16 protein-coding genes, 1 other RNA gene and 1 pseudogene are annotated in these 16095 nt (G+C 69.4%); 9 read left to right on the forward strand and 9 right to left on the reverse strand.

The window, feature by feature from the left end; genetic code table 11:
* Positions 1-1102 (forward strand): annotated as a pseudogene (locus ACFVVI_RS35430) (Fe-S oxidoreductase); the annotation flags it as partial.
* Positions 1103-1559: 457 nt separating this feature from the next.
* On the opposite strand, the gene ACFVVI_RS35435 reads toward ACFVVI_RS35430, so the two are convergent.
* Both ACFVVI_RS35435 and ACFVVI_RS35440 read right to left on the reverse strand, forming a co-directional pair.
* Positions 1560-2420 carry an SURF1 family protein gene (locus ACFVVI_RS35435; protein ID WP_387449367.1) on the reverse strand — a complete coding sequence of 287 codons (861 nt, stop codon included), beginning with the start codon at positions 2418-2420 and terminating at the stop codon, positions 1560-1562.
* Positions 2420-2923 (reverse strand): low molecular weight protein-tyrosine-phosphatase, encoded by a 504-nt coding sequence (locus tag ACFVVI_RS35440; protein ID WP_378639435.1) that lies wholly within the window; start codon positions 2921-2923, stop codon positions 2420-2422. Before ACFVVI_RS35440 ends, ACFVVI_RS35435 begins: the two co-directional genes overlap by 1 nt.
* A 44-nt stretch (positions 2924-2967) precedes the next feature.
* On the opposite strand from ACFVVI_RS35440, the gene cobC reads away from it, so the two are divergent.
* Both cobC and ACFVVI_RS35450 read left to right on the forward strand, forming a co-directional pair.
* On the forward strand, positions 2968-4125 hold the full coding sequence (gene cobC / locus ACFVVI_RS35445) for an Rv2231c family pyridoxal phosphate-dependent protein CobC (protein ID WP_387449371.1): 1158 nt from the start codon (positions 2968-2970) through the stop codon (positions 4123-4125).
* 97 nt (positions 4126-4222) lie between these two features.
* A complete protein-coding gene (locus tag ACFVVI_RS35450) occupies positions 4223-5338 on the forward strand; it encodes a Nif3-like dinuclear metal center hexameric protein (protein ID WP_387449374.1) in 1116 nt (371 codons plus the stop codon).
* 6 nt (positions 5339-5344) lie between these two features.
* Here the strand turns inward: ACFVVI_RS35450 and ACFVVI_RS35455 are convergent, their stop codons facing one another.
* Positions 5345-5947, reverse strand: coding sequence for a hypothetical protein (locus ACFVVI_RS35455; protein ID WP_387449377.1), 603 nt, complete (start codon positions 5945-5947; stop codon positions 5345-5347).
* A gap of 134 nt (positions 5948-6081) precedes the next feature.
* Here ACFVVI_RS35455 and ACFVVI_RS35460 point away from each other — a divergent pair, with 134 nt between their 5' ends.
* From ACFVVI_RS35460 to ACFVVI_RS35470, 3 genes are all read left to right on the forward strand, one after another.
* Positions 6082-6819, forward strand: coding sequence for a zinc ribbon domain-containing protein (locus tag ACFVVI_RS35460; protein WP_378639441.1), 738 nt, complete (start codon positions 6082-6084; stop codon positions 6817-6819).
* A gap of 16 nt (positions 6820-6835) precedes the next feature.
* Entirely contained in the window at positions 6836-7966 is a 1131-nt protein-coding gene (locus ACFVVI_RS35465) for a bifunctional RNase H/acid phosphatase (protein ID WP_378997006.1), read from the forward strand.
* Positions 7967-8107: 141 nt separating this feature from the next.
* Positions 8108-8797, forward strand: coding sequence for a S1 family peptidase (locus tag ACFVVI_RS35470; protein WP_378639444.1), 690 nt, complete (start codon positions 8108-8110; stop codon positions 8795-8797).
* Between the two features lie 286 nt (positions 8798-9083).
* Here the strand turns inward: ACFVVI_RS35470 and ACFVVI_RS35475 are convergent, their stop codons facing one another.
* Positions 9084-9626 carry an NUDIX domain-containing protein gene (locus ACFVVI_RS35475; RefSeq protein WP_378997004.1) on the reverse strand — a complete coding sequence of 181 codons (543 nt, stop codon included), beginning with the start codon at positions 9624-9626 and terminating at the stop codon, positions 9084-9086.
* A 40-nt stretch (positions 9627-9666) separates the two neighbouring features.
* A complete protein-coding gene (locus ACFVVI_RS35480; RefSeq protein WP_387449383.1) occupies positions 9667-10554 on the reverse strand; it encodes an alpha/beta hydrolase in 888 nt (295 codons plus the stop codon).
* A gap of 36 nt (positions 10555-10590) precedes the next feature.
* On the opposite strand from ACFVVI_RS35480, the gene rnpB reads away from it, so the two are divergent.
* An RNA gene (gene rnpB, locus ACFVVI_RS35485) (RNase P RNA component class A) lies at positions 10591-10998 on the forward strand.
* Between the two features lie 64 nt (positions 10999-11062).
* Here the strand turns inward: rnpB and ACFVVI_RS35490 are convergent.
* Positions 11063-11434 (reverse strand): hypothetical protein, encoded by a 372-nt coding sequence (locus ACFVVI_RS35490; protein WP_378996999.1) that lies wholly within the window; start codon positions 11432-11434, stop codon positions 11063-11065.
* Between the two features lie 414 nt (positions 11435-11848).
* Between ACFVVI_RS35490 and ACFVVI_RS35495 the strand changes: the two genes are divergently transcribed.
* A complete protein-coding gene (locus ACFVVI_RS35495) occupies positions 11849-12181 on the forward strand; it encodes a hypothetical protein (RefSeq protein WP_378996997.1) in 333 nt (110 codons plus the stop codon).
* A 20-nt stretch (positions 12182-12201) separates the two neighbouring features.
* Positions 12202-13632 (forward strand): RNB domain-containing ribonuclease, encoded by a 1431-nt coding sequence (locus ACFVVI_RS35500; RefSeq protein WP_387449388.1) that lies wholly within the window; start codon positions 12202-12204, stop codon positions 13630-13632.
* A 9-nt stretch (positions 13633-13641) separates the two neighbouring features.
* Here ACFVVI_RS35500 and ACFVVI_RS35505 read toward each other — a convergent pair whose 3' ends face one another.
* From ACFVVI_RS35505 to ACFVVI_RS35515, 3 genes are read right to left on the reverse strand one after another with little or no spacing between them, the layout of a single operon-like run.
* Positions 13642-14499, reverse strand: a complete 858-nt coding sequence (locus ACFVVI_RS35505) for a CHAD domain-containing protein (protein WP_387449391.1) — start codon at positions 14497-14499, stop codon at positions 13642-13644.
* A gap of 4 nt (positions 14500-14503) precedes the next feature.
* Positions 14504-15466 (reverse strand): prolyl aminopeptidase, encoded by a 963-nt coding sequence (pip, locus tag ACFVVI_RS35510; RefSeq protein ID WP_387449394.1) that lies wholly within the window; start codon positions 15464-15466, stop codon positions 14504-14506.
* Positions 15466-15894 (reverse strand): hypothetical protein, encoded by a 429-nt coding sequence (locus tag ACFVVI_RS35515; protein WP_378996987.1) that lies wholly within the window; start codon positions 15892-15894, stop codon positions 15466-15468. The genes pip and ACFVVI_RS35515 overlap by 1 nt, the downstream gene beginning before the upstream one ends.
* Between the last annotated feature and the right edge of the window lie 201 nt (positions 15895-16095).

A 16095-nucleotide genomic window follows, 5' to 3' on the forward strand; every position in this document is an offset into this window, starting at 1 on the left:
GGGCGAGGGTGTCGAGGTTGTCGATGTCTCGCAGTTGATGCTGGACTCGATCACCCGTATCGATTCCGCGGCACTGTCGGCGAACCTGGTCGTCGCCCAGGAGCCCAAGGTCGAACCGGAACCCGAGGTGGAACCGGAGCCGGTGGCCGAGGTCGCGACCGCGACCACCGCCGCGCCGAAGGCCGCTCCCGCCGGTGGCGGCCTGGGTATGAAGGGTGCTGCCAAGGCTCCCGGCGGTGGACTCGGGATGAAGGGCGCTGCCAAGGCGCCGGGTGCGAAGGCATCCGCTGAAGCGCCTGCTGCTCCGGCCGCAGCTGCTCCGGCCAAGGGTCTGGGTATGAAGGGTGGAGCGAAGGCTCCCGGTGGCGGCCTCGGTATGAAGGGGGGCGCCAAGGCCCCTGGTGCCAAGGCTCCTGCGGCTGACGCAGCTCCGGCCGATGCGGCTGCGGCCGCTGAGACCGCGGCACCTGCGGCTCCGGTCAAGGGGCTGGGGATGAAGGGTGCTGCCAAGGCTCCTGGCGGGCTCGGGATGAAGGGTGGGGTGAAGGCTCCGGGGGCGAAGGCTGCGGCTGCTCCTGCCGCGGAGGCTTCTGCCGCCGAGGCTGCTCCCGCCGAAGCCGCTCCCGCTGCGGCGCCCGCCGCGCCGGTCAAGGGGCTTGGCATGAAGGGCAAGGCTAAGGCGCCTGGTGCCAAGGCGGCCGCTCCGGCGGCCCCGGCCGCTCCGGCAGCTGAAGCGTCGGCAGCGGAGGCGGCTCCCGCTGAAGCTCCTGCCGCCCCTGCGGTTTCGGCTCCTGCCGAATCGAAGCCGTCGGTTCCCGCCAAGGGGCTGGCTATGAAGACCGGGTTGAAGCGTCCAGGGCCGAAGGCGCCCGGTGCTGCGGCTCCGGCTGCTGCGGCTCCGGCTGTGGCTCCGGTTGAGGCGGCTCCGGTTGAGGAGCCGGTTGCGGCCGAAACCGAAACTGCTGCGGCGGAACCGGCTACTCAGGCTGAGCCTGCCAATGGCAACGGCAACGGCAACGGCACCTCGGTGGCGCCGCCGACTGCCAAGCCGGGCGGTCTCGGGTTCAAGTCGGGTGCGAAGTCGCCGGGGCGTAAGAACTGACAGCTGAAGACGAACTACCAGTGAGGCGCGGATTCTTCGGAATCCGCGCCTCGCTGGTTTTCTGCGGAGGTACTCGGGTGTGCCGGGTGGGTGGTTCTGTGGACAGTTGTTCGGTAGTCCCAGGACGGTTTGACGCTGTGTTTATTGGCGCGCTGGCGCGCGCGTGTCCGCGGCCCGGCCGCGGACCGGCCACTTCGTGGCCGCCGCTCCCTAGGGGTCGCGGGTGGTGGGTGGGAGTGCGGTCATGGCGGATTTGGGGTGCGCGGTGTGGCTGTGGGGGTGGCGGTCATGGTGGGCCTGGGGTGCGCGGTGTGGCTGTGTGGGGGGCGGTCATGGTGGATCTGAGGTGCACGGTGTGGCTGGGGGTGCGTGGAGCTGCGGTCTTCGCGGTGTGCGCAGACGAGAGGCAGTTGAGTTCGCGGACGACGTGCTGGATTCGCCGGGTGGCGAACAGCTGTCAGCGGTTGCGGCCGTAGCGGTCCGCTAGGCGGGCTTCTGTAGTGGGTTGGGCGGGGGCGTCTGCGGTGGGCGTGGGGTTCGTCGGGGTAGACGGTTGGGCGCGGTCTCGGCGGCGGGCTTTGAGCTCGGCTACGACGAAATAGCCGAGGCCGAGAGGGGCCATCAGGCCGAAGGCGAGCCATTGGAGGCCGTAGGAGAGGTAGGGGCCCGCGTCCAGTTGGGGCAGGGGGGTCGGGGTGAAGGCGCCTGGCTGGTCGGCGGCCAGCTGGAGGTAGCCGCCCTTGTCGGTGCCGGTCGGAACGGGGGTGAGGGGGGTGCCGAGGACGGCGGATTCCTGGGTGGTGTCGACCGTGTACACCTGGCGGAAGCCGTCCTGGGTGCTGGGCGTTTTGTCGGGAACCACGCCCTCGGAGGCTCGGACTCGGGCTTCGATGCGTTGCGGGCCCGCGGGCGGGTCGGCGATCGCGGGTGGGCGGGTGCCGTCGACGGAGGCGACCAGGCCGCGGTCGACCAGGAGGGTGCGGCCGTCGTCGAGGCGGAAGGCGGCGAGGACGGCGTAGCCGGGGGCGCCGTCGAGGTGGCGAAGGCGGACCAGGACGGTCGACTCGGGGACGAAGGCGCCGGTCGCGGTGACCTTGCGCCACTCGGTGTGGGTGCCGGAGTCGCCGTCGAGGACATCGGTGACGGCCACGGGGTCGGCCTGCACAGAGTCGGCGATCAGCTGATTGCGGTGTTCGGTGCTGTTGTTCTTGCCGAGCTGCCACGGCGCCAGCACGGTGAAGCACAGGTAGGCGAACGCGGCGACGATCACCGCGAGGATCAGCCAGCTGGGACGCAGCAGAAAGGTGAGTTTGCGCATCAGAGCTGCACGTCGGCGGGGTTGCGCGCGTCGAGCTCGGCGTGGACCCAGTCGAGCAGGCCGGGGATGGCGGCCTCGATCTGGTCGCGGACGAGGTCGAAATCGGACTGGTCGCCGTAGTACGGGTCCGGCACATCGCGGCCGTCGGCCGCGGGGTCGAAGCTGCGCAGCAGCCTGCGCTGCTCGGTGGGGACGCCGCGGTGCGCGAGTTCGCGATCGTGGCCGGTGTCCAAGGCGATGATCAGGTCGGCGTCACTGTGCTCGGGACCGAAGGTCGCCGCGGTGTGCTCGGTCGGGTATCCGGCGCGGCGCAGGGTCGCCTCGGTACGCGGGTCGGCCGCGTCGCCGACATGCCACGAACCGGTGCCCGCGCTGCTCACCCGCACGCGGTTCGCGAGACCCGCTCGGTAGAGGTGCGCCTCGAACATCTTCGCGGCCATCGGTGACCGGCAGATATTGCCTGTGCAAATGAACGAGACATGTAGTGGACCCACGAGAGCCATTCTCGCCCGTGGCGCCGAATCGCCGCCACGTAGGGTGTGCAGTTGTGCTCGAGGACTCCGTCGATCCCGCTATGTTGCGCCACCACGGCGACGTGGAGGCGCGTCCGGGCATGCTCGATTTCGCCGTGAACGTCCAGGGCGTCGCCCCACCCGACTGGCTGCGCGATCGCCTGGCCGCCCGCCTGGCCGACCTCGGCCGCTACCCGAGCGCCGACGACGAGCACGCCGCCCGCGCCGCCGTCGCCGCCCGCCACGGTCGCTCGCCCGACGAGGTGCTGTTGCTGGCAGGCGCCGCCGAGGGCTTCGCGATGCTGCCGCGCCTGGCCCCGCGCCTCGCCGCCGTCATCCACCCGTCCTTCACCGAGCCGGAACTGGCACTGCGCGAGGCGGACATCCCGGTCACCAGGGTGATCCTGCAACGCCCGTACACCCTCGACCCCACCCTGGTCCCCGAACACGCAGACCTCGTCGTCCTGGGTAACCCCACCAACCCCACCTCGGTCCTGCATTCCGCGCAGACGATTCAGGCGCTGCGCCGCCCAGGTCGGACCATCGTGGTCGACGAAGCCTTCACCGACGCGGTCGTCGGTCGGCGCGCGCCCTCCGGCATCGCGGACGAGCGCACCTCCCGCTCGTCGCCGTTCGGGGTGGCCGGCGTCGATGACGATCCCGCGTCGGACGGCCATCTGCTCGGCGACGTCGTTTCCGGTGAGGCGGAGTCGCTGGCGGGTCTGTCGGCCCCCGACGTCATCGTGTTGCGCAGCCTCACCAAGACCTGGGCACTGGCCGGTCTGCGATGCGGCTACGCCCTCGGCGCTCCCGAGGTCCTGGCCCGTCTGGCCCATGGCCGCCCGCACTGGCCGCTCGGTACCCTCCAACTCGAGGCGATCATCGCGACGGCCGAACCCGCCGCCGTCGCGGAGTCCCAGCGCTACGCCGCCCGGATCGCGGTCGACCGCACCGCGATGATCGACCGTCTCACCGCGCTCGGCCTCGACGTCCACACCCCGGCCACCGGACCGTTCCTCCTGCTCCGCGCCCGCGATGGCGCGCTCCTGCGTAAACGTCTCGCCGACCGCGGCGTCGCCGTTCGCCGGGCCGACACGTTCCCCGGCTTGGGGCCCGACCACCTCCGTGTCGCTGTGCGAGGTGCAGCCGAAGTCGACGGGTTGATCGATGCGCTGAACGCGGCACTGTGGTGAATCGGGCACATCGACGCGGACGCGCGCAGAGCGGAACAGCAGGCTCGGCGCGCGTGGACACCACGACGAATATTCCCACGCAACGAAGGAGGCGGCGGTGACCGACCTGGCCGAACTGATCGGGGTACTCGACGCGGCGTACCCGCCGCGACTGGCCGAATCGTGGGACTCGGTGGGGCTCGTCTGCGGTGACCCCGCACAGGAGGTCACCAAGGTGGTCTTCGCCGTCGACGCGACCGCCGCTGTGGTCGACGAGGCGATCGGCTGGGGCGCACAGGCTTTGGTCGTCCACCATCCGCTACTGCTGCGCGGGGTCGACACCGTCGCCGCCGATACGCCCAAAGGCGCGCTGCTGCACCGGCTGATCCGATCCGGCTGTGCCCTGTTCTCCGCCCACACCAATGCCGACTCCGCCGACCCCGGCGTCTCCGACGCGCTGGCCGCGGCCGTCGGCCTCACTGTCACCGGGCCCTTGGATCCCAAACCCATCGCCGCCGTGGACAAGTGGGTCATCCAGGTGCCGCAGACCCACACGGCTTCCTTGATGTCGGCCCTGTTCACCGCGGGCGCGGGCGCGATCGGCGATTACCGCGAGGCCGCCTGGTACACCGCGGGCACCGGGCAATTCCTGCCCATCGCGGGCGCCGCCCCGGCGATCGGCGCGATCGGCACGGTCGAGATCGTCACCGAGGACGCTGTCGAAGTGGTCGCGCCCCCGACCTCGCGCCTGGCCGTTCTCGCCGCCCTGCGCGCCGCCCACCCCTACGAGGAGCCCGCCTACCACGTCACCGAACGCGCACCCCTGCCGTCCTCGCTCGGTATCGGCCGCATCGGCGAACTCGCGCAGCCCGAAACCCTGCGCGAGTTCACCGCACGCGTCGGCGCCGGCTTGCCACGCACCGTCTGGGGTGTGCGCGCGGCGGGCGATCCGGAACGTGTCATCGAACGGGTAGCCGTCTGCGGCGGCGCGGGCGACTCCTACCTCGACAGGGCCATCCGCGCCGGCGTCGACGCCTACCTCACCTCCGACCTGCGTCACCACCCCGTCGACGAGCACCTGCGGCGCGGCGGCCCCGCCCTCATCGACGCCGCTCATTGGGCCACCGAGTTCCCCTGGTGCGGTCAGGCCGAACAGTTCGTCAACATCGCCCTTCCCGCGGTGCGGACCCGCGTCTGCACGCTGCGCACCGACCCGTGGACGGTCAGCGGCTGATCGGTGTCACCACTGCGCCTGACCGGACCACGATCGGGCGAAGTCGGGATGTGCCCGCACGGTGACCGAGCTCGCGTCCGGTGCCAGGGTCGCTTCGAGGTAGCGGTCGGTACGTACGAACACCGCGGGACCGAGCAGCACCGCGAGAAAGACGAGCCCGACTCCGGCCGCGCACAGGATCCACGCGAAGGCGGACGGACGGGCCATCATCAGCGCCCCGCCGACGAACAACGGCACCAGGCTGCTCACGTAGTAGGCGATCAGCTTCTTGATGCGCGCATCCGCCCGCGCCGCGCATCGCTCACATTCGGGCCACCGCGCCTTGACGATCGCGAGCGGCTCGTTGCAATCGACCACGAGCGCGCCGAGGGCACTCTTGGGCCGCTCCCACAGCAGCCGCCCGACACCTTCCTGGCGGTAGGCGCCCGGCTTGCCCCAGAACCGCAGGATCTGCTCCTTCGGCTCGATCGCGTCCTGCCCGTGCCCGAGACACACCGGGGGTAACGGGGTCGCCAATGTCAGCTGAAGCTGGCGCGGTTCGGCGTGGGAGTCGAAGATGTGCGGGCGCAGCGGCAGTGCCAGGTCAATTCTCGGGTTCGATGTGGTCACACTTGCTTGGACGCGGCCGGGACGCGTTCGGTTCCCGCCTTCGGCCATCTCTTCGGGTCATGGCGTGATCACACCCCGCGGCGCGGTACGGTTGATCGATCCATCCGTCCACTGTGTTCAGGAGTTCGTGCGCGTTGAATGTCGAACCGTCGGTCCAGACCAAGCTGTTGCAGCTCGCAGGAGTCGATGCCGAGTTGACGCGCATCGCCCACCGCCGTTCCGCCCTGCCGGAACAGCAGGAAGTGACACGTCTGGCGGCCGAACGTCACGGCTACAAGGACGCGGCCGTGGCGGTGGAGATCGGCATCGACGATCTGGACCGCGACATCCGCAAGCTGGAGGGCGAGGTCGACGCCGTCCGCAAGCGTGAGGACCGCGACCGCGGCATGCTCACCTCGGGCACCGTCGCCGCCAAGCAGCTCTCCGAGATCCAGCACGAACTGGGCAGCCTGGAGCGTCGCCGCTCGGTGCTCGAGGACGAGCTGCTGACCGTGATGGAGCAGCGCGAGGCGATGCTCGCCGACCACGACCACGCCGGTGCGCGGCTGAGCAAGGCCGACCAGGACCTCGAGGACGCCGAACGTCTGCGCGACGAGGCGATGGCCGATCTCGAAGTGGCGCAGCAGCGCTGCGAGAAGGACCGCTCCGAGCTGATCGGCCTGTTCCCCGCCGACCTGATCGCCGTCTACGACAAGCAGCGCGCGGCGCACGGTGTCGGTGCGGCCCTGCTGCAGGCCCGTCGCTGCGGCGCCTGCCGGATCGAGATCGACCGTGGCGAGATGCAGCGCATCGCCCAGGCCGCGCCCGACGCGGTCCTGCGCTGCCCGGAATGCAGCGCGATCATGGTGCGCACCAAGGAATCGGGGCTGTGATCGCGGCGGTGCGCCGATGAGCCAGGTGATCGTCGAAGCCGACGGTGGCTCGCGCGGCAATCCCGGCCCGGCCGGCTACGGCGCGGTGGTGTTCGCCGCCGATCACGTGCGGGTGCTCGCCGAACGCAAGGAGTACATCGGCGTCGCCACCAACAACGTGGCCGAATACCGTGGTCTCATCGCGGGTTTGGCGGCCTCGGCCGAGCTGGGCGCCCGCGTCGTCACGGTGCGGATGGACTCCAAACTCGTCGTCGAGCAGATGTCGGGACGCTGGAAGATCAAGCACGCCTCGATGATTCCGCTCGCCGAGCAGGCACGGGCACTGGTCGCCGGATTCGATCGGGTGAGCTTCACCTGGATTCCGCGCGCCGAGAACTCGCACGCCGACCGGCTCGCGAACGAGGCGATGGACGACGGTGAACTCACCGGAACCGTGCGGGAAGCCGTCGCGGCCGGACATGCCGCAGGTGACGAAGTCGACGTGCCGAAATCTGTTGACGCGAACAAGGTTTCGCCCGGCTGGACCGGCGCCGTCGGCAAGCCCACCCGCCTGCTGCTGCTGCGCCACGGCCAGACCGCGCTGTCGGTGGAGCGCCGCTACTCCGGCCGCGGCAACCCGCCGCTGACCGACCTCGGTCGCGAGCAGGTCGACCGCGCCGCGAAAATGCTTGCCGCCAAAGGCGATATCGCCGCCGTGGTGAGCTCCCCGTTGCAGCGCGCCCGGTCCACCGCCGAAGCCGCGGCATCAGCCCTCGGCGTGCCGTTGCGCATCCTCGACGGCCTCACCGAGACCGATTTCGGCGACTGGGAGGGTCTCACCTTCGCCGAGGCCGCCGAGCGCGACCCGTTGCTGCACCGCGACTGGCTCGGCGACCCGTCGATCCCCGCACCCGGCGGCGAGAGTTTCGATCAGGTCCGCGAACGCGTCGAAGGGGTGCGCCGCGATCTGGTGGCGCTGTACCCGGGCCAGAACGTGGTGGTGGTCAGCCACGTGACCCCGATCAAAACCCTGCTGCAACTGGCGCTGGGGGTGGGGCCGTCGCTGCTGTACCGCCTGCACCTCGACCTCGCGTCGTTGTGCGTGGCCGAGTTCTATCCCGACGGCGGCGCCTCGGTGCGCCTGGTCAACGACACCTCGTACCTGTGAGCTAGCCGCTCGTCACCCGGGCACGGTACGGTCGCCCCGGCGCACGGTCGGCGTAACGACGACGCCGCATCGCCCGAAATATTCTCGGGCGCGCGGAATGCCGCGGCCACACAGGAAAGGTACTTGATGAGGTTTCTACGGATGGCGGCGTTTGCGGCGGCCATCGCGGGGGTGCTCACCGCGTCCGCGGGTGCGGGCAGTGTGACGGCCGATCCGAGCGTGGTGCTCGGCGCGGCTTCGGGCATCGTCTTCGACAACAACTCCGGTTGTTCGCTCACGGCCATCGGCCACGACGGTGCGGGTCGCCTCGTCGGCCTCACCGCCGGACACTGCGCGCCGACCGGTTCGCGCGTCGGCGCCGAGCAGGCGCTCAAGGCAGGCGTGATCGGGACCGTCGCGTACTCCGACGACGGTGATTACCTGGATTTCGCTGTGCTGCAACTGGATGCGTCGAAGGTACTGCCGGTGCGCACCATCGGCCAGACCACCGTCGCCGGTATCGGCGCCTCGCCCGGCCCCGGCGCCACGGTGTGCTCGGACGGCCGTACCAGCGGTCGCAGCTGTGGCGTGGTGTGGGGTGAGCTCGAAGGCACCTCCATCAACCAGTACTGCTCGCAGCCGGGCGATTCCGGCGGCCCCGTCGTCGTCGGCGACCGCCTCGTCGGCATGAACCAGGGCCGTCTCACCGGCCTGGGCCCGGTCGATTTCGACGTCCCGTGCACCGGTGGCGCGAACCCGATCCACTCGCCCGCGTACTTCCAGCCCATCCAGGTGATCCTGGACGTGCTCAACCGCGCAGGCGGCGTAGGCGCGGGCTTCCAGCCCATCTGATCTACATACGAAAACAAGGGGCGCAGTACCGATCAGGTGCTGCGCCCCTTGTCGTGGTCGATCACCCGGGTGACTGTGCGTCGCCCATCGCCCGCAGCGCTGTGGCGGTGGCGTCGTCGAGGGGATCAGTGCCAGGTCGAGCTGGCTGAGCTTGCGCCGCTGCCGCCACTCGCGCATCAACGGGCCGATCTGGGCGCTCGTCGTCGTCGCCCGCCCAGCGTATCGGCCCGGCTCGAGGCAAGGCCATGACCTCCGAGGTCATTGCCACGCTGATGTCGTCGTGGGATCAGCCGGGGCCGAGGCCGCGCTCGTGCATGAGCAGCAGGCCGTAGGCGGCTACCGCGTGGGCGTCGATGATCTCGCCACGCAGGATCATCGCCTCGACCTGCGAGCGGGAGAACCAGGCCGTGCGCATGTCCTGCTCCTCGTGTTCGCGGTCCGGCTCGCCGGGGGTGAGGCCGGTGGCCAGGAAGCAGTGGCCGCGCTGGTCGGTCAGTGCGGGTGCGGTGGCCAAGGCGCCGAGCGGGGTCATGTGGTCGGCACGCAGCCCGGTTTCCTCGCGCAATTCGTTGTGCGCCAGCTCGATCGGTGTGGGAGTGGTCCCCTGCGCCGGGGTGCCCGCGGGGAACTCCCAGCACCGTATGCCCAGCGGGTAGCGGAACTGCTCGACGAGATGGAATCCCGTGCCGTCGAACGGGATCACCAGCGCCCAGTCGACCTTGTCGAGGACGCCGTAGATCCCCACCGATCCGTCGGCCCGCCGAACAGTGTCCTCCCGCAGCCGCATCCACGGGTTGGTGTAAATCGTGCGCGAGCTGATCTGTTCCATCACCCCATGGTGCCCCACGGGCGCGGGGTATCCGAGCAGTTCAGGGGCGAAGGACCGACACCAGGAAATCGGTCTGGTCGCGTACTACCTGCTCGAAGACATCGTCGAAGTACACGTCGAAGTGGCCGACCGGATACTGCTTGACCACAGCGTGTTTGGTGCGTTCGGCGGCCTTGCGGGTCGGGCCGGCGGGGGCGATCGAGTCGTTCTCGGCGATCGCGTAGAAGACCGGGACCTTCAAGGACTTCGCGCGGCGGCCGGGGGAGTCGAACAGTGTCGAGAACGCCACGCGGGCACCCACTTTGGGATCGTAGGTGTCGCTCTCCTCGGCCAGTCGGCCGTAGCCTTCCGGCACGTCGGTGGCGCTCATCAAGGCCGCGGAGCGTTTGCGCCCGGCCAGGCGGATGCGGACGGGTTTGCGGCGGATCGGCCCGAAGAGCAGGTCGGTGGCGGCGATGGTGGCGACCTTGGTCAGGCTGATCGGGCCCTTCGCCATTCCCGACGCCCACCCGCTGGTGAACGGCACCTGGGCCACCACCGCGGCGAGGTAATCGTCGTCGGGCGCCACCGCGAGCACATGTCCCCCGCCGAACGAGGTGCCCCACAACGCGATCCGAGTGGCGTCGAAGCCCCGGATGCTGCGCGCGTAGGCGATTGCGGCCTTCCAGTCCTGCCGCTGTCGCCCGATGTTGAGCACCTGGCGCGGCGAACCCTCACTGGCACCGAAATTCCGGTAGTCGAACGCGAGCACCCCCATTCCCGCGGCGACGAACCGCCGCGCATACCGATCCAACCCCATCTCGCGGGTGGCCCCGAGCCCGTGTCCCATGATCACCAACGGCCGCGGACGAGGCGCGCCATCGGGCAGGTAGAGCCACGCGGCGCACTGCTGGTCACCCGAAGGGAAACTGACGTCGACACGTTCCATGAGTCAATACCGTAGCGAGTACTCTGTACCGGCGGGCGAGTCGGCCGGGCGACCGCGGTAACGGGAACGGGCACGAACAGTGCCGCTGCCCGGTGCCGAGGAAAGTCCGGACTCCACAGAGCAGGGCGGTTGTTAACGGCAACCCGGGGTGACCCGCGGGACAGTGCCACAGAAAACAAACCGCCGCACGCACGTGCGGTAAGGGTGAAACGGTGCGGTAAGAGCGCACCAGCGCCCCGGGTGACCGGGGCGGCTAGGTAAACCCCGCCCGGAGCAAGGTCGAAGGTCGCATCGGCAACGGTGCGGCTGCGCAGGTGTTCGAGGGCTGCTCGCCCGAGCCTGCGGGTGGACCGCTCGAGGCACCCGGCAACGGTGTGTCCAGATGGATGGTCGCCCCCCGATGCGAATCGGGGACAGGATCCGGCTTACAGGCCGGCTCGCCCGCCCTGGCAACGCGAAGGCGGCGGCTCCCACCGGGAGCCGCCGCCTCGCTCGGCCGCACAGCGGCTCAGCACATCAGTGTGGACATCTGGTAGACGGCCGTGGCCTCTTCGGTGGTCGCGTCGGTGGCGCCGTTCTTGGCCGCCTTCTTGATCGTGGCGATCGTGTCGGCCTCGGACTTGCCCGCCTTGATCTCGGAGCAGGAATGGTTCAGCACCGCGGCCACGGCGGCGTCGTCGCGCCCCTGCGCCAGCTTCGGGAAGGCGTTGCGGTAGCTCACCACGAACATCCCCGCCTTGCTGGCTTCGACCTGGAAGGAAGGCGCGGGCGTGGTGGACGCGGCGGGGGAACCGGCAGAGGAAGAGTCATCGCTGCAGCCGGCCAGAAGCAGGGCGAAGACGGTGGCGCTGGCCGCGATGGCGGCGGTAGTTCTACTCACGCAGCGGGATGCTAGCCGCCCAGGAAACACGCCGCTTCCCGTGTGGTTAACGGGAAGCGACATGTTCCGGATCGAAGCGGTGAGCTACCCCGGGTTGATCGCCAGCAGGTGTGCCCAATAGCTGGCCGCGTCCGGTCCGAGGATCGGCGACAGGTAATCGAAAATCAGCCACGACATACGTTCGCAAACTCCCATTTATCGACGTGAGTGCCGCACAACCCGGCAGCTGCCGAGTGCGCCGCCGCCACAGTAACAATTGCCCGGAATGTCTCGGCGATCGTGTGCCGAGACAGGGAAAATGCGCTGGAACTCGCCGGGAACGTGAGCGAGGTCATAGAGTGATCGCCGTCGGCAGGGCTCGCTGCCACTTCCGCGAGCCCAACACATTCGATCGCGGAAGCAGGTCACATTTACATGCGGGTAGTTCGTTCCATTGTCGCCGGTGCACTGATCGCCGGAGCCACTGCGGTTTTCGCAACGCTTGGTGCCGGTTCGGCGAGCGCGGTCGCGGTGACCCCGCTCAACGGTGGGGTTCAGGTCGACCTCAGCCCGGGTGATACCGCCTGGGTGCACCAGTCCCGATTCGGCCTGACCGTGGCCGGTCTGCCGCACCCGTCGGCGGCCTCGTTCGGTCAGGCGCTCGACGCGGCCGCGACCGTGTCCTCCGCCGTGCCCAACGGCCGGGTCACTTTCACGGTGTACGGCCCGCTCGATCAGCTCAACGGCACCATGCTCGCACTGCAGTAGGAAATCGCTACTCTGCGAGAATGGAACTCCATCAGCGGATCGTCTCGGCGCCGGTCGACTTCGGCGCCATCCGTTCCGAATTCGGACTGGCCTCGGACTATCCGGCCGAGGCCGTCTCCGACGCCCGCGACGCGGTGGACGCGTTCGCGGGCACTCGGGTCGATCGGACCGATATCGAGTTCGTGACCATCGACCCGCCCAGCGCGCTGGATCTGGACCAGGCGCTGCATATCGAACGCACTCCCACCGGCTTCACCCTGCACTACGCGATCGCGGATCTCGGTGCGGTGATCGTGCCGGGCAGTGCGCTGGCCGCCGAGGCCGAAGTGCGGGGGCAGACCTTCTATCTGCCCGACGGTAATGTCGCACTGCATCCGACCGTGCTGTCCGAGGGCACCGCGAGTCTGCTGCCCGGCGTCGACCGGCCTGCCGTGTTGTGGACCATAGAACTCGACAATGATGCTGTGCCACTGAGCTGTTCGGTGAAGCGCGCACTGGTGCGCTCCCGGGAGCGGTTCGACTACGCACAGGTCCAGGCTGCCGCCGACGCCGGTACTCTGCCGCCGTCGCTGACCGCGCTGCCCGAATTCGGTCGGCTGCGGATCGAGGCGGGGTTGGACCGAGGCGCGATCTCGCTGCGGTTGCCCGCGCAGGAAGTGATCCCCGACGGTGACGGCTGGCGCCTGCGGTTGGAGCCCCGGACCGAGGCCGACGACTGGAACGAACAGGTCTCGTTGCTCACCGGCATGTGTGCGGCGCGAATCATGCTGGAGCACAAGGGTGTCGGCTTACTGCGGACGATGCCGCCACCGCCGGAGAGCGCGATCGATTCGATGCGGCGCACGGCGGCGGCATTGGGGGTCGAGTGGCCCGCCGAGGTCCCGGTGGGCCGCATGCTCGCGGGACTCGACGCGAACACCCCCGCCGCGCTGGTGCTGATGTCGGAAGCCACCGGGTTGTTGCGCGGCGCGAGCTACACACTGCTCGCCGAACTCGACGACCCGACCCCGCAACAACTGACGCACAGTGCGATCGGCGCACCGTACGCCCACGTGACGGCGCCACTGCGACGGCTGGCCGACCGGTTCACCACCGAGATCTGCCTGGCCTACGATGCCGGAGCCGACGTGCCGCAATGGGTGACCGACGGTGTGAAGGCCGCCGCCGAGACGATGCGCCGCACCGATGCCGTAGCCAACAAGGTCGATCGCGCCTGCGTCGACCTGACCGAGGCCACCGTCCTCCAGCCTCGGGTAGGCACCGAGTTCGCCGCCGTGGTTTTGCGTGATGCCAACGGGTCCCGGCCCGCGGAGATCTTTGTCAGTGAACCGCCGATCCTCGCGCGGTGTGCGGGACAGCCGCCGGAAGGGGAGAAGGTCGCGGTGCGGTTGGCTGTCGCTGATCCGGGAACCCGGACTATCGGGTTCGAATACGACGGGCCGCGTCGATAGTGACGACTGTCAGTTCGCCGCGGAGATGAATGCGGCGGCCGCCGGGTAGTGGGCGATGGCTCGGCCCGCGGCTGCTTCCTCGGTGTCGGCGAGGAGTTCGTAGATGGTTGCCGCGGGCGCGTGGGTACCTGCCGCTACCACCAGGATCGCTTCGCGGGATTCGACGGCGTCGCGGTGGTCGCCGAGGACGGATTGCAGGCGCTTGGCCCGGGTGCCCAGGTCGGTGGCGTCGGGGCCGAGGACCGTCGCGGCGGCTTCGCAGGAATAGCGTAAACGCTTGGCGCCCTTGCGGATGTCGTGGAGCAGTTCTACGCGGTCCGCCGGGGTGGCGGTGGGCTCGGCGAAGACGAGTGTGCGCAGGCGTTTGCGGTCGCGGCGCAAGACCTTGCCGAAGACGGCGGTCGCGTTGTCGCGGGCGAGTTCGGGGGCGAGCGGGGGATCGGTGCGCCAGGTTTTGAGGACTTTGCGCAGGCGGCGGTAGCGCTTGCCGTCCATGGCGCTCAGTACCTCCGTGTGAGCAGCGGTGTAGGCCGCACGGGAGGCCCCGACCAGGGCATCGGTGACCTCGGCGGGGACTCGGTCGTAACCGGTCAGCAGATCGATGAACCGTTCGGCGCGGACTTCGGCGTCGCGGGCCACGCCGAGCAGGTCGGCGAGCCACTTCAGTTCCGCTTCGGTGCCGGCGGCTTCCTCGGCGTCGAACAGCTTGCGATAGGAACGCAGGACACTGCGGAGCCTGCGCGTGGCCACCCGCATCTGGTGGACCGAATCGTCGGCGTCGGCGCGCACATCGGGTTCGGCGTCGAAGAGCCGGTCGATGTCCTCGCGTAGCGCCGCGACGACGGCTTCTCCGGCCTCGGTCGCCATGGTGTCAGCCTCGCTTTCCGAACGTGTCGGTCGCCTCCACCAGCTGGGCGGTGATGCCGGGCTCGTGCGCGGTGTGCCCGGCGTCCTCGACGATGTGCAGCGTCGAGGACGGCCACGCGTTGTGCAGATCCCATGCGCTCACCGCGGGGCACACGATGTCGTGGCGGCCCTGCACGATCACGCCGGGAATGTCGGCGATCCGATCTATGTCTCGCAGCAACTGTCCCTCCTCGAGGAATCCGCCGTGGCGAAAATAGCGGTTTTCGATCCGGGCGAACGCGAGAGCGAAGCGTGCTTCGGCGGTTTCGGCGACCCGATCCGGTTGCGGGAGCAGGGAACTCGTCGCGCCTTCCCATGTCGACCAGGCGACCGCGGCATCGAGCGCGACCTGCGGATCGGGGGAGTGCAGCAGTCGGTGATACACCTCCACGAGGTCGTCCCCGCGTTCCTCGACGGGGACCGGCGCCAGGAATCGCGCCCACTCGGCGGGGTAGACGTTGCCCGCGGCGCCGTTGTAGTACCAGTCGATTTCCTTGCGCCGCAACAAGAAGATGCCACGCAACACCAGTTCGGTCACCCGCTCGGGGTGGGCCTGCGCATAGGCCAGGCCCAGGGTCGACCCCCACGAACCGCCGAACACCTGCCAGCGCTCGATCCCCAGATGGTCGCGCAGCAACTCCATGTCGGCGATCAGATTCGGCGTGGTGTTGGTGTCCAGGGGAGCCCCATCGGCGATGTGCGGCATAGACTTTCCGCATCCGCGCTGATCGAACAGCACGATCTTGTACACGGCCGGGTCGAAGAAGCGCCGTTGCAGGGGCCCGGTGCCGCCGCCGGGTCCGCCGTGCACGAACACCACGGGCTTGCCGTCGGGATCACCGCTGACCTCCCAGTACACCGACTGGCCGTCGCCGACATCGATCAGGCCCTGCTCGAACGGTTCGATCTCGGGGTAGAGACCGCGCATCAGAACGCCAATCCCGCGGCGAGGGAAGGCAATTCGAGAGCGGTGAGCGCCTCGGTCCGCACCTCGGGGCAGCTCTCGGTGGTCACCCGGTCGATCATCGCCTTGTCGGCGAGAACGTGCCCGTTGATGCCGCCGTTGCGGAAGCCCCAGTCGTGCACCATGGCGTTGAGCGAGATCCGCCCGAGCGTCGGGCCCTGTACCCGGAAGTTCGACAGTTCGGGCCGGATCATGTCGCACAGTTGCGCGGCGGAGGAGGGGCTGATCGTCAACGTCCCGGCCGGCGCGGTGGTCGTCGGCGCGGCCGAGGTGGTGGTGCCCGCACTGCCGGTCGAGGCCGGTGGCGTACCCCCGCAGGCGGTCAGGGTCGCGGCGGTGAGCGCGCCCGCGATCAACAGCACGGAACGGGAAATCCAACGGCGTTGCGGCATCGGTACCTCTGCTAGTCGAACAGTGTCGCCATCGAGTCTGCCAGTTTGTGATGTGGTGCGTCGGGTCCGACGGGCGGGTTGGATCTGATGTTCGGTAGCCCCCGAACGGTTTGACGCTGTGTTTTTGGCGCGCTGGCGCGCGCGTGTCCGCGGCCCTGAGGGGCCGCCGGTCAGGCACCGGGGCTTGCTCCTTCGTCGCCT

The sequence above is a fragment of the Nocardia sp. NPDC058114 genome, assembly GCF_042884695.1.
GTDB lineage: Bacteria > Actinomycetota > Actinomycetes > Mycobacteriales > Mycobacteriaceae > Nocardia.

Excerpts from the sequence above, each read along its gene's own strand:
- ACFVVI_RS35505 (WP_387449391.1), bottom strand. The coding sequence starts at position 14,499 with ATGGCGACCGAGGCCGGAGAAGCCGTCGTCGCGGCGCTACGCGAGGAC.
- ACFVVI_RS35515 (WP_378996987.1), bottom strand. The coding sequence starts at position 15,894 with ATGCCGCAACGCCGTTGGATTTCCCGTTCCGTGCTGTTGATCGCGGGC.
- pip (WP_387449394.1), bottom strand. The coding sequence starts at position 15,466 with ATGCGCGGTCTCTACCCCGAGATCGAACCGTTCGAGCAGGGCCTGATC.
- ACFVVI_RS35440 (WP_378639435.1), bottom strand. The coding sequence starts at position 2,923 with ATGGCTCTCGTGGGTCCACTACATGTCTCGTTCATTTGCACAGGCAAT.
- ACFVVI_RS35495 (WP_378996997.1), top strand. The coding sequence starts at position 11,849 with ATGCGGGTAGTTCGTTCCATTGTCGCCGGTGCACTGATCGCCGGAGCC.
- ACFVVI_RS35435 (WP_387449367.1), bottom strand. The coding sequence starts at position 2,420 with ATGCGCAAACTCACCTTTCTGCTGCGTCCCAGCTGGCTGATCCTCGCG.
- ACFVVI_RS35470 (WP_378639444.1), top strand. The coding sequence starts at position 8,108 with ATGGCGGCGTTTGCGGCGGCCATCGCGGGGGTGCTCACCGCGTCCGCG.
- ACFVVI_RS35500 (WP_387449388.1), top strand. The coding sequence starts at position 12,202 with ATGGAACTCCATCAGCGGATCGTCTCGGCGCCGGTCGACTTCGGCGCC.
- ACFVVI_RS35475 (WP_378997004.1), bottom strand. The coding sequence starts at position 9,626 with ATGGAACAGATCAGCTCGCGCACGATTTACACCAACCCGTGGATGCGG.
- ACFVVI_RS35465 (WP_378997006.1), top strand. The coding sequence starts at position 6,836 with ATGAGCCAGGTGATCGTCGAAGCCGACGGTGGCTCGCGCGGCAATCCC.
- ACFVVI_RS35480 (WP_387449383.1), bottom strand. The coding sequence starts at position 10,554 with ATGGAACGTGTCGACGTCAGTTTCCCTTCGGGTGACCAGCAGTGCGCC.